The following is a 13,058-nucleotide window of genomic DNA, read 5'->3' as shown; positions in this document are numbered from 1 at the left end:
GTACTAGGCAGGATGAACAAAACCCGCGGCCGCTATCTGCTGATATTCCACCCGTGAGCACCCGCCGCAGAACAAACGTCTGCGCAACGGGCGTTACTCCTGACAACCCCACCACACGGGCATACGCCCGGCAGGGTGGTTGTAGGTGCTCCTTAGAAAGGAGGTGATCCAGCCGCACCTTCCGGTACGGCTACCTTGTTACGACTTAGTCCCAATCGCCAGTCCCACCTTCGACAGCTCCCTCCCACAAGGGGTTAGGCCACCGGCTTCGGGTGTTACCAACTTTCGTGACTTGACGGGCGGTGTGTACAAGGCCCGGGAACGTATTCACCGCAGCGTTGCTGATCTGCGATTACTAGCGACTCCGACTTCATGGGGTCGAGTTGCAGACCCCAATCCGAACTGAGACCGGCTTTTTGGGATTAGCTCCACCTCACAGTATCGCAACCCTTTGTACCGGCCATTGTAGCATGCGTGAAGCCCAAGACATAAGGGGCATGATGATTTGACGTCGTCCCCACCTTCCTCCGAGTTGACCCCGGCAGTCTCCCATGAGTCCCCGCCATTACGCGCTGGCAACATGGAACGAGGGTTGCGCTCGTTGCGGGACTTAACCCAACATCTCACGACACGAGCTGACGACAACCATGCACCACCTGTGAACCGGCCCCAAAGGGGAAGGACTGTTTCCAGCCCGGTCCGGCCCATGTCAAGCCTTGGTAAGGTTCTTCGCGTTGCATCGAATTAATCCGCATGCTCCGCCGCTTGTGCGGGCCCCCGTCAATTCCTTTGAGTTTTAGCCTTGCGGCCGTACTCCCCAGGCGGGGCACTTAATGCGTTAGCTACGGCGCGGAAAACGTGGAATGTCCCCCACACCTAGTGCCCAACGTTTACGGCATGGACTACCAGGGTATCTAATCCTGTTCGCTCCCCATGCTTTCGCTCCTCAGCGTCAGTTAATGCCCAGAGACCTGCCTTCGCCATCGGTGTTCCTCCTGATATCTGCGCATTTCACCGCTACACCAGGAATTCCAGTCTCCCCTACATCACTCTAGTCTGCCCGTACCCACCGCAGATCCGGAGTTGAGCCCCGGACTTTCACGGCAGACGCGACAAACCGCCTACGAGCTCTTTACGCCCAATAATTCCGGATAACGCTTGCGCCCTACGTATTACCGCGGCTGCTGGCACGTAGTTAGCCGGCGCTTCTTCTGCAGGTACCGTCACTTTCGCTTCTTCCCTACTGAAAGAGGTTTACAACCCGAAGGCCGTCATCCCTCACGCGGCGTCGCTGCATCAGGCTTGCGCCCATTGTGCAATATTCCCCACTGCTGCCTCCCGTAGGAGTCTGGGCCGTGTCTCAGTCCCAGTGTGGCCGGTCACCCTCTCAGGCCGGCTACCCGTCGTCGCCTTGGTGAGCCATTACCTCACCAACAAGCTGATAGGCCGCGAGTCCATCCAAAACCACAAAAAAGCTTTCCACCCCCCACCATGCGATGAGGAGTCATATCCGGTATTAGACCCAGTTTCCCAGGCTTATCCCAGAGTTAAGGGCAGGTTACTCACGTGTTACTCACCCGTTCGCCACTAATCCACCCACAAGTGGGCATCATCGTTCGACTTGCATGTGTTAAGCACGCCGCCAGCGTTCATCCTGAGCCAGGATCAAACTCTCCGTTGAAGTAAAACAAAAACAGACACACCATGCGCCCCCGGGAAAACGGGATGCACACAATGCACAAAATTTGAAACCAGCTGTAAAAACCAGACCACACCACGGGGTGGCATAATCCAGTCAATTCAACCAATCCATATAAACAAATTGGTATCAACAAACTTGGCACACTATTGAGTTCTCAAACAACAGACACACCCGGCACCACCACAACCAACAATTCGGTCGCGGATCGCTCCGGAGCAACTTCCCAAACTTACCCGCTATCTTCACCCGAGTCAAATCGGCCATCCCGACTCACTTTGCATTTTGGCGATCCGTGATATCTTGGCTGGCCAACTCCGGGGAGCAGCGCGGAAATAAACTCTACCACCACTTTGGCGAGGACACAAAGGCGCCCCCGCGGGGGTGCCAAAAGGCCCGGGATTACAAGGATCCCGGGCCTTCAGGCGCACTTCCCGTTAGACGGTGATGCGCCAGCAGATCAGCTGGCTGGTTTGAAGAACGCGGCCCCCAGCGGCGGCAAGGTGACGCTCAGCGTTGCCGGCTGGCCATCCTGTCCCTCTGCGGTGGCGGTGAGCGTGCCCCCATTCAGGACTCCCGAACCGCCATAGCCGTCATCGTCCGTGTTGAGGACTTCCTGCCAGGCGCCAACAGTGGGCACACCCATGGTGTAGTCCCGGTGCGGTCCACCGGAGAAGTTGATGGCACAAACCAGGGGGTTGCCGTCTTTGTCCCAGCGGATGAACGACAGGACGTTGCGGTCCGCGTCTCCCCCGTTGATCCACTGGAACCCGCCGGGTTCGTTGTCCCGCTCGTAGAGTGAGGGCGTCGCGGCATAGAGCTCATTCAGGTCCTTGGTGAGCAGCTGGATTCCACGGTGGGCCGGGATATCAGCCAGGTACCAGTCCAGGCCGTGCTGCTCGGACCATTCGGCCTCCTGGCCGAACTCGGTGCCCATGAAGATCAGCTGCTTGCCGGGGTGCGCCCACTGGTAGGCGAGGAACGCGCGGAGGTTGGCCAGCTGCTGCCAGCGGTCCCCCGGCATCTTCCGCAGCATTGAGCCCTTGCCGTGCACGACTTCGTCGTGGCTGATGGGCAGGAGGAAATTCTCGGTAAAGGCGTATACCAGCGAGAAGGTGACCGTTCCGTGGTGCCACTTGCGGTTTACCGGGTTCTCGGAGGCGTACTTGAGCGAGTCATGCATCCAGCCCATGTTCCATTTGAGGCCGAAACCGAGGCCTCCAACGCTGGTCGGGGCGGTGACTCCGGGGAACGCAGTGGATTCCTCCGCGATCATCACCGCACCGGGGTGGGTCTTGTAGACCGTGGCGTTGGTCTCCTGCAGGAAGGAGATGGCCTCCAGGTTCTCGCGGCCGCCATACCTGTTGGGCTGCCATTGTCCGTCCTCGCGTGAGTAGTCGAGGTAGAGCATCGAAGCCACAGCATCCACACGGAGGCCGTCGATGTGGAACTCGTCGAGCCAGTACAGCGCGTTCGAAACCAGGAAGTTGCGGACTTCGGTCCGGCCGAAGTCAAAGATCAGCGTTCCCCAGTCCGGGTGCTCGCCGAGGTTCGGGTCGGCGTGCTCGTACAGGGCTTCGCCGTCAAACTGGGCCAGGGCCCAGGCATCCTTGGGGAAGTGCGCCGGCACCCAGTCAAGCAGGACGCCGATGCCTTCCTGGTGCAGCGCGTCGACGAGGAACCTGAACTCGTCCGGGTGGCCGAAACGGGAGGTCGGTGCGAAGTAGGACGTCACCTGGTAGCCCCAGGAACCGCCGAAGGGGTGCTCCGCCACCGGCATGAACTCCACATGGGTGAAGCCGAGCCACTTGACGTACTCCACCAGTTCCTTGGCCAGCTCGCGGTAGCCGAGACCGAGGCGCCAGGAGCCGAGGTGGACCTCGTAGACACTCATCGGTGAATTGTGCGGATCCCGTTCCGCCCGCGCAGCCATCCACTCGTCGTCCTTGAAGGCATACGCCGATTCGACAACGCGCGAAGCCGTCAGCGGCGGGACTTCGGTTCCGAACGCCAAGGGATCGGCCTTTTCCACCCAGTGACCGGCCTTGGTCTTGATTTCGAACTTGTAGCACGCCCCTGCTAAAACACCCGGGACGAAGAGTTCCCAGACGCCGGAGGAGCCCAGCGAACGCATCGAGTTCTCCCTGCCGTCCCAAGCGTTGAAGTCGCCCTTGACGCGGACGGCCTGTGCGTTGGGGGCCCACACCGCAAACGAGACACCGTCCACGTCGCCCAGGGATGACTTGTAGTGCTGAACGCGCGCACCGAGCACTTCCCACAGCTTCTCGTGGCGGCCTTCGCCGATCAGGTGCAGGTCCACTTCCCCGACAGTCGGGAGATAGTGGTAAGGATCGTCCTTGGTCTGCGGGGGCATGCCCTCGTAAGTGACTTCCAGGCGGTAGTCGGGGACGTGCCCGGGCTGCAGGGGCTCGAGAACGGCTGCCCACACGCCGTCGGATTCGTGCGTCATGGGAACAGAGCCGGCTGCGGTTACCACTGACACAGCCGAAGCCAGGTGCTTGACCGTGCGGACCGTGACATGGCCATGGTCGTCTAGGTGGGCTCCCAGGACGGAGTGCGGGGCGTGGTATTCGCCTGACGCCACCTTCGAGAGCGTTCCCGCGTCCACTTGAAGCGGCGCCCCGGGCCGGTCTGTACGTGCTGAGCCTGTCATATTGTTACCTTCCACTGCGGCTACGGCTGAAGCGCCGGAACCTGTACTGCTGAGGAGACGTCGTGAGGCATTCACCGGAATGTCGAGCCATCCGGGCCTGTTCCGCAACTCATAGACAACTTCATACAAAGCCTTGTCAAGCCACAATGCCACAAACAGGGGCGAGCGGCGGTCAACGGTCCCCGGCGTTATTTCGCCGTAGCCCGCCAGGAACGCGTCGGCGCAGTCGTCCGCCCACGAATCGGGCACCTGGACGCCGGCCTGCTCGCGCTGGGCGGCACCGGCGGCGTAGTCAAATGAGCGCAACATGCCGACAACATCGCGGAGCGGGACGTCCGGGAAGTTGCGTTCTGCGATGGGCCGCAGGGGTTCCCCTTCGAAGTCCAGGATGGCCCACCGTTCCGGCTCGCCCGGCTGCCCCGGAACCTGCAGGATCTGCCCGAGGTGGAGATCCCCGTGGATGCGCTGCAGCGCACCCGCGTTGCTGCCTTCAAGCTGGCGGAGCAAGCCGTCCAGTGCGTCGTCGTACTGTCCGACGGCGGCCCCGGCTTCCGCCCAGGACTGCCGCACGCGCTGGGCTACTCCGGGGGCAATGTCCTTCCCCGGCGCGGATTCAGCGCCCAGTCCCAAGGCCTCGGCCAGCCGCCGGTGCACCGTCGCGGTTGCCACACCCAGGGCATGGGCCTCGGCTGTGAAGTCCGTTCCGGTAGCTGCTGCATCAACGGCCAGCCGCCACGCGTCGCGGCCGCCAGCCAGGAACTCATGGGCCACGGCGAGCTCGCCGTGTGCCGTGCGGGGCTTGTCCGCTTCGCCGCCCCCGGGTGCTTCCCACTCCCCCGTGACCCAGCCGAGCGTCGCGGGAGCTTCGGACGTCCCGGCCTGGGTGAGGGCGGCACCAATCTCGACCTCCGGGTTCCGTCCTTCGGAAAGCACCCGGAAGAACTTGACGATCGCTGCAGAGCCGCCGTCGTCCACAATCACCGAACTGTTTGACTGCTCACCTGAGAGCACCTTCACTGTGCCGGTCGCGGTGGGAAGCCGGTAGTCGGAAGGTACAAGGTGGCCCACGGCCTGGCCGTCCGGTGAAGTGCCGCCGCTTCGCATCAGTTCCAGCCAGGCTGAAACAAACACAGGGTCGTGGACGGCGTCGTAGATCCAGCGCCGCCCCTGGTGAGAGTCGCCTCCCTCGCCGACCAGTGCCAAGTCTCTGCCGGGCAGGGCCTCAACCCGGTAGCTCAGCGGGACCTGCACCACATCGGTCCGGCTGCCGCCGTCGGCCGTGGCGTAGGTGACGGCCGCAAGGTACACCTCAAGGCCCACTTCGCCGCTGCCATCGTCCAGGCGCACCCCGCCAACCGGCGACAGCGTGAATTCGCCGCTCTTGACGGGGAACCAGCGCTGGCGCGGTAGCCAGGCGCGAAGTAGTTCGGCCAGGGAGGGGTTGAGCGTGGATTGGGTCATTTCAGCCTTCGATAGACAGGATCGGGAGGGCCTGGGTGAACGGTGAGGCCGGGTTGGAGGAGGCGGACCGGATTCGCAGCCAGAAGAAATCGTGGCTGCCGAGCGTCAGCGTGAGCAGGCCGTCGTCGCCAATTGCCGGAAAGGGCTGGCCGCCGAAAACGTCCCGGAGTCCGCGGCCGGCGAACTGCGGCAACCGCAACGTTGTAGCCACGGGATGCTGCGAGAGGTTGAAGGCGCACAGGATGGACTCGGCCGGTTCACCTGCCGAGTTGCCCTCCGGCAATTCGCGGAGGTAGGCCAGGACGACGTCGTGGTCGGCTTCAACGTGCTTGAACCCGCCGAGGCCGAAGGCCGGATGGTTCTTGCGGACGCTCAGGATCTGGCGGGTCCAGCGCAACAGGGATCCGGAGTGCGCGGCCTCAGCCTCCACATTCGCCATGCTGTAGTTGTAAACCAGCGACTGGATCACCGGCAGGTACAGCTTGCCGGGGTCGGCGTTGGAGAATCCCGCGTTGCGGTCCGGGTTCCACTGCATGGGTGTGCGGACGGCGTCGCGGTCTTCGAGCCAGATGTTGTCGCCCATGCCGATTTCGTCCCCGTAATACAGAAAGGGACTGCCTGGCAGGGACAGCAACAGGGCATTGATGAGCTCGATCTCTGCCCTGGAGTTATCCAACAGCGGCGCCAGCCTGCGCCTGATTCCGATGTTGGCCCGCATGCGCGGGTCAGGGGCGTACCAGCCGAGCATGGCCGCCCGTTCATCCGCGGTGACCATTTCCAGCGTTAGTTCGTCGTGGTTCCGAAGGAACGTTCCCCATTGGGCGCCCTCGGGGATCTCCGGAGTGTCGTGCATGGTCTCGATGATCGGGGCGGCCTTCTGATCACGCAGCGCGTAGTACAGGCGCGGCATGATGGGGAAGTGGAAAGCCATGTGGCATTCCGGCTCCTCCTCCGTACCGAAGTACTCCACCACTTCCACCGGCGGCTGGTTGGCCTCGGCGATGATGACCCTGCCCGGGTAGTTTTCGTCCACCATCTTGCGCAGTCTGCGCAGGAAATCGTGGGTTGCGGGCAGGTTCTCGCAGTTGGTGCCCTCCTCCTCGAAGAGGTACGGGATGGCATCGGCGCGGAACCCGTCGATGCCCTGGTCCAGCCAGAAACGGACAACGTCGAACAGGGCTTCGATGACTTTCGGGTTCTCGAAGTTCAGGTCCGGCTGGTGGCCGAAGAACCGGTGCCAGAAGAACTGGCGCCGGATGGGGTCGAACGTCCAGTTGGATTCCTCGGTGTCGACGAAGATGATGCGCGCATCCTGGTACTTCTCGTCCGTATCGCTCCAGACGTAGAAGTCGCCGAAGGGCCCGTCGGGGTCCTTGCGGGACTCCTGGAACCACGGGTGCTGGTCCGAGGTGTGGTTCAGCGGCAGGTCGATGATCACACGGACGCCCCGGGCATGGGCCTCGGCCACGAGCCGCTTGAAGTCGCTGATGGTGCCGAACTCATCCAGGACGGAGTTGTAGTCGGAGATATCGTAGCCGCCGTCACGGAGCGGGGACTGGAAGAACGGCGGCAGCCAGAGGCAGTCGACACCCAGCCACTGCAGGTAGTCCAGTTTGTCGATCAGCCCATGGAAGTCACCGGAGCCGTCACCGTTTCCGTCAGCAAAACCGCGGACCAGGACTTCGTAGAACACCGCCTTGCGGTACCACAGGGGATCGTGCTGGAGGCCGGGGGCGTTGAGCTCGAACGTGCCCTTCGGCGTAAAGTGCTGGCTCGGGTTCTGCGGACTAAAACTCACGAATGCGACCTCCGGATGTTCAGAATGTGGGCCGGTTCAACATGCGCGTCGAGCCTCACGTAGTTGTATTCTCCCCACTCCCAGCTCTCGCCGGTCAGCAGGTCATCCACTCCAAAGCCGCCGCTGTGCGTGAGATCTTCAGGGTCAAGTTCAAGTGCCGCCAGGTCCAGGGAAACAGTGCTCTCCCGGGTGCCGTGCGGATCAACGTTTACCACGATGATCAGCGTGTCCTTGGTCCCGTCCGGAAGCGTCTTGTGCTTCGAGAAGACGATGGTGGCGTCGTCCGTGCTGTGGTGCAGGGTCAGGTTCTGCAGGTCCCCGAGCGCGGGGTGCGCATGACGGATTTCGTTCAGCTTGGTCAGGTAAGGGGCTAGTGTCCGCCCTGACTCCGCCGCTGCGTCCCAGTCCCGGGCCTTGTATTCGAACTTCTCGTTGTCGATGTACTCTTCGGCGCCCGGCCGGGCTACGTGCTCATAGAGTTCGTAACCCGCGTAGACACCCCACAACGGACTGGCAGTCGCTGCGAGGGCGGCCCGGATCTTGAATGCGGCCGGTCCGCCGAACTGCAGGTACTCCGTGAGGATATCCGGGGTGTTCACAAAGAAGTTCGGCCGGAAATACGCCGGCGACTTGTGGCTGACCTCAGTGAAGTATTCCTCGAGTTCGGTCTTGGTGTTCCGCCAGGTGAAGTATGTGTAGGACTGCTGGAAACCGGCCCGGCCCAGCGCGTGCATCATTGCCGGGCGCGTGAACGCCTCCGCCAGGAAGACAACCTCGGGGTGCTTCTTGTTGACCTTGGCGATCAGCCATTCCCAGAACCAGACGGGCTTGGTGTGCGGGTTGTCTACGCGGAAGATCTTGACCCCGTGGCTCACCCAGAGCAGCACGATCCGGAAGATCTCCTTGGACAGTCCCTCCGGATCGTTGTCGAAGTTCAGCGGGAAGATGTCCTGGTACTTCTTCGGCGGGTTTTCGGCGTATGCAATGCTGCCGTCCACGCGTGTGGTGAACCATTCCGGATGGGATTCGACCCAGGGATGGTCCGGTGCCGCCTGCAACGCCAGGTCCAGGGCCACCTCAAGGCCGAGTTCCCGGGCACGGGCCACGAACGCGTCGAAGTCCTCGAAGGTGCCAAGGTCAGGGTGGATGGCGTCGTGTCCGCCTTCCTTGGCGCCGATGGCCCACGGCGAACCGGGATCGTGCGCTCCGGCAATCAGCGTGTTGTTCGGTCCCTTGCGGTGCTGGATGCCGATCGGGTGGATGGGCGGCATGTAGATGACGTCGAAGCCCATTTCGGCGACGGCGTCGAGCCTCTTGGCGGCGGTCTGGAACGTGCCGGACTGCCATTCGCCCGTGTGGTGGTCCCGGACGGCACCTTCGGAGCGCGGGAAGAACTCGTACCAGGCACCGCGGCCGGCGAGGTCACGCTCCACCAGCAGGGGGAAGGACTCTGAGACGGCAACGAGTTCGCGGATGGGCTGGCGACCCACGACGTCGGTCACGTCGGGTCCGAAGCCGGCGGCGAGGCGCTCTTCGGCGGTGCGGGACGTGTCGGACAGCACAACCACCGCCGTGCGGAGGGTACGGCGGTCGGAGGAGGGGCGGGCCGGGTCTTCGGCGGCCTGGGACAGCAACGCTGCGCCCTCGGCCAGCATCAGTTCGACGTCGATGCCCGCCTCGATCTTGACCTCGGCGTTGTGGTGCCATGTTCCGTAGCGGTCATGCCAGGCTTCAATCGCGAACGACCAGTTACCGGTGCCGGTGGGGGTGATGATGCCTTCCCAACGGTCGGTGCCCTTCCCGCGGTCGCCGCGGGGCGGGGCCAGCCTGACGCGCTGGCGTTCCTTGCCCTTGGGATCAAACAGGACTGCACTGACGCCGAGCCGGTCGTGTCCTTCGCGGAACGCGGTCGCGCCGACAACCAGCCCTTCCCCTGAGAGTGCTTTCGCGGGAAACTTGCCTCCGTCCACCACTGGCTGCACGGCAGTGATCGGGAACCGGCCAAAACGCAGGCCTTCCGTAATCAGAGCCTTGGGCTTCTTGCTGGATCCGGCACTGGTTCGCGTATTAGTCGTCACGGACTCGACGTTATCGAGAAATCACCCGTTTTGCTAAGGGGACTTGCGTTCTTCCTAGAGCAATCCGTCATTTACCTAAAAGAAACCAAAACATGTTCCGGCAGCCCATCTTGTCAGTTAGTGTGACGCAGGTGAAGGCTATCCGCAGATTTACTGTCCGAACCGTACTCCCGGAATCCATCCGGCCGCTGGCCCGGTTGGCCACGAACTTGCGATGGTCATGGCACCGTCCCACGAGGGAGCTTTTTGAGGGGCTCAACCCCGCAATTTGGGACGAAAGCTCACACGACCCAGTCACGTTCCTGGGCTTGGTGAGCCGGGAGGAGCTGCAGCGGCTCGCCGCCGACCAGGACGTTGTCCGCCGCGTCCACGCAGCCGCCGAAGACCTGGACCGTTATCTGGACCAGCCGCGGTGGTACCAGGGCCTGGGCGACGACGCTCCGTCCTGCATCGCCTATTTCTCACCGGAATTCGGAATCACGGAAGTCTTGCCGCAGTATTCCGGCGGCCTGGGAATTCTGGCCGGCGACCACCTCAAGGCAGCATCGGACCTCGGCGTGCCGCTCATCGGCGTCGGACTGCTTTATCAGGCCGGCTATTTCAAGCAGTCCCTCTCCAGGGACGCCTGGCAGCAGGAAACCTACCCGGTCCTTGACCCGGACGGCCTCCCGCTCACACTTCTCCGGGAGGAGTCCCCCGACGGCAACGGCAAGCCGATCCAGATCTCGCTGCCGCTCCCCCAAGGGCGCCGGCTGCTGGCCCATATCTGGCGTGCCGACGTCGGGCGTGTCCCGTTGCTGCTGCTTGACTCAAACGTTCCCGGCAACGACGACGCCGCCCGCGGCATCACTGACCGGCTGTACGGCGGCGGCGGAGACCACCGCCTGCAGCAGGAACTGCTGCTGGGCATGGGCGGGGTGAAGGCACTGCGCGTCTACCAGCGCCTCACCGGCTGCGCGGCGCCGGAAGTGTTCCACACCAACGAGGGTCATGCCGGTTTCCTGGGGATTGAACGCATCCAGGAACTCATGTCGTCGGAGCACCCGCTGAGCTGGGACGAGGCCCTCGCGGCCGGACGCGCCTCCACCGTCTTCACAACGCACACGCCGGTGCCGGCCGGCATTGACCGGTTCGAAGTCTCGCAGATCCAGCACTTCTTCGAGGGCGGGCTGGCTCCCGACGTCCCGGTGGCCAAGATCCTGGACCTCGGGCGCGAGAGCTTCGCGGACGGCAATCCCTCGGTCTTCAACATGGCCGTGATGGGCCTGCGGCTCGCGCAGCGCGCCAACGGTGTGGCCAAGCTCCACGGCGTGGTGTCCCGCGGAATGTTCTCCGCCCTCTGGCCAGGCTTCGACCATTCGGAAGTGCCCATCACGTCCGTAACCAACGGCGTGCATGTGCCCACGTGGGTGGACGGCCGCGTCTCCAAGCTTGCCCGGGACAGGTTCGGCGCCGAAGCCGCAGCGATGGGCCGCTGGGACCTCGCCTATAACGTGAGCGACGAGGACGTCTGGGCCCTGCGCCGCGAGATGCGTGTGTCGCTCGTGGAGGACGTCCGTAAGCGCCTCCGCGCGGCCTGGAAGAAGCGCGGCGCCGCTGACGCCGAGCTGGGCTGGACCGATTCGGTTCTGGACCCTGACGTCCTCACCATCGGTTTTGCCCGGCGCGTGCCCACCTACAAGCGGCTCACCCTGATGCTCCGCGAGCCTGCACGGCTCAAGGCCCTGTTGCTTCACGAGACCCATCCCATCCAGCTGGTCATCGCGGGCAAGTCGCACCCGGCCGATGACGCGGGCAAGAAAATGATCCAGGACCTGGTCCGGTTCACAGACGATCCCGAGGTGCGGCACCGGATCGCTTTCCTGCCCAACTACGACATCGCCATGGCCCGCACACTCTTCCCCGGCTGCGATGTGTGGCTGAACAACCCGCTGCGCCCGCTGGAGGCCTGCGGCACGTCCGGAATGAAGGCCGCCATCAACGGTTCGCTCAACCTCTCCGTCCTGGACGGCTGGTGGGACGAAATGTACGACGGCGAAAACGGCTGGGCCATTCCCACGGCCAACAACAATGCTTCGCCCGAGGAACGGGACGACATTGAAGCCGCCGCGCTGTACGAACTGCTGGAAACCCAGGTGGCGCCCCGCTTCTATGGCCTCACCGTTTCCGACGCGGCCGGAGCTGCCGGCCCGTCAGAGCCCGGACCGCAGAAGGTGCCCACGCACTGGGTGTCAATGATCAAACACACTATGGCGCATCTCGGCCCAGCGGTGTCCGCTGAGCGGATGCTCCAGGACTATGTGAACGTCCTCTACCGACCGGCCGCCGTCGCGGGGCGCAGGGCCGTCGCGGACAACTACACCCAGTCCAAGTCACTGGCGGCCTGGACGGCACGCATCCGCGCCGCATGGCCCCAGATCCAGGTGGAGCATGTTGATTCGGTTGGCGTTTCCGAGGACCCGCAGATCGGTGACACGCTCCAGGTGAACGCCTACATCGCGCTGCACGATCTCGATCCGGACGATGTCGCCGTGGAAGTTGCATTCGGCCGCGCCGAGGAAAGCGACGAACTGGCCGACGTCACGGTGGCGGACCTGGTGCCCAAGGAGGACCTCGGCAAGGGGCGTTTCCTCTTTAGCGGTTCGCTGCTGATCGACCGTTCCGGGTCCTTCGGCTACACCGTGCGGGTGCTCCCCACGCATTCAGCCCTGGCCTCCAGGGCGGAGCTTGGCCTGATCGTCAACGCCTGACCGCTCCTGCCGATCCGGCGACGGACGCTCTCTCACTTTCAACGCATGAACGGCGGACGCTCTCTCACCGGATGGGAGAGCGTCCGCCGTTTTGTTGCGAAAGGTGAGAGAGCGTCCGGCTAGAGGAACACGGCGACCACGGCCAGGTCCTTACCTGCGTAGCTTTCCGCGTCCTGGAGGGTCTCACAGATGATGCCAAACGACCGGCCCCCTCGGAAGACGGCAGGCACCTGCCAGATGAATGTGAGCGGTGCCTTGCCGTCGTCGGTGACAGTATCCGCGAAGTCGTGCAGGGAGTCATTGAGCGCATCCAGGTTCACGCCGTAGTGCTCGGGGAAGTCCAGCACTTCGCCGAACGTCTGCAGCACCGCTTTCTTCGTGTCAGCGGCGGGGATCACCAGGACGCGGCGGCCGGCGTCGGATGCCTGCTCCCGCAGCTCATCGATGGTCCAGGTGTCAGCGGAGTAGATCTTCATACGTGCCCTTATTTGCCTTCGACGATGAACAGAAACGATTCGTAGTGGTCCGGTGTGTAGTTTCTCTCCGGCCTCGCCGGCGGGGCCAGCGGTGCCGGACCGACGGCGTCGGTTCCTGCCGC

Annotated in this window: 5 protein-coding genes and 1 rRNA gene; 1 reads left to right on the top strand and 5 read right to left on the bottom strand. The window is 63.4% G+C overall.

Annotated features, from left to right (window positions below; genetic code table 11):
• Positions 1-156 precede the first annotated feature (156 nt).
• The 4 genes from FCN77_RS04145 to FCN77_RS04130 form a co-directional block, all read right to left on the bottom strand.
• Positions 157-1,681, bottom strand: a 16S ribosomal RNA gene (locus FCN77_RS04145).
• Between the two features lie 478 nt (positions 1,682-2,159).
• Positions 2,160-5,834, bottom strand: a complete 3,675-nt coding sequence (locus tag FCN77_RS04140) for a 1,4-alpha-glucan branching enzyme (protein ID WP_137321239.1) — start codon at positions 5,832-5,834, stop codon at positions 2,160-2,162.
• Between the two features lies 1 nt (position 5,835).
• Positions 5,836-7,632 (bottom strand): maltose alpha-D-glucosyltransferase, encoded by a 1,797-nt coding sequence (gene treS / locus FCN77_RS04135; RefSeq protein WP_137321238.1) that lies wholly within the window; start codon positions 7,630-7,632, stop codon positions 5,836-5,838.
• Positions 7,629-9,710 carry an alpha-1,4-glucan--maltose-1-phosphate maltosyltransferase gene (locus tag FCN77_RS04130; protein ID WP_175417128.1) on the bottom strand — a complete coding sequence of 694 codons (2,082 nt, stop codon included), beginning with the start codon at positions 9,708-9,710 and terminating at the stop codon, positions 7,629-7,631. Before FCN77_RS04130 ends, treS begins: the two co-directional genes overlap by 4 nt.
• A 131-nt stretch (positions 9,711-9,841) precedes the next feature.
• Here FCN77_RS04130 and glgP point away from each other — a divergent pair, with 131 nt between their 5' ends.
• Positions 9,842-12,460 carry an alpha-glucan family phosphorylase gene (glgP, locus tag FCN77_RS04125; RefSeq protein ID WP_175417127.1) on the top strand — a complete coding sequence of 873 codons (2,619 nt, stop codon included), beginning with the start codon at positions 9,842-9,844 and terminating at the stop codon, positions 12,458-12,460.
• A gap of 119 nt (positions 12,461-12,579) precedes the next feature.
• On the opposite strand, the gene FCN77_RS04120 is transcribed toward glgP, so the two are convergent.
• On the bottom strand, positions 12,580-12,936 hold the full coding sequence (locus tag FCN77_RS04120) for a barstar family protein (protein WP_137321236.1): 357 nt from the start codon (positions 12,934-12,936) through the stop codon (positions 12,580-12,582).
• Positions 12,937-13,058: the final 122 nt, after the last annotated feature.

Source organism: Arthrobacter sp. 24S4-2, from assembly GCF_005280255.1.
Taxonomy (GTDB): Bacteria; Actinomycetota; Actinomycetes; order Actinomycetales; family Micrococcaceae; genus Arthrobacter.
Note: the sequence above shows the minus strand (reverse complement) of the source record. Positions and strands in the feature narration are given on the sequence as shown.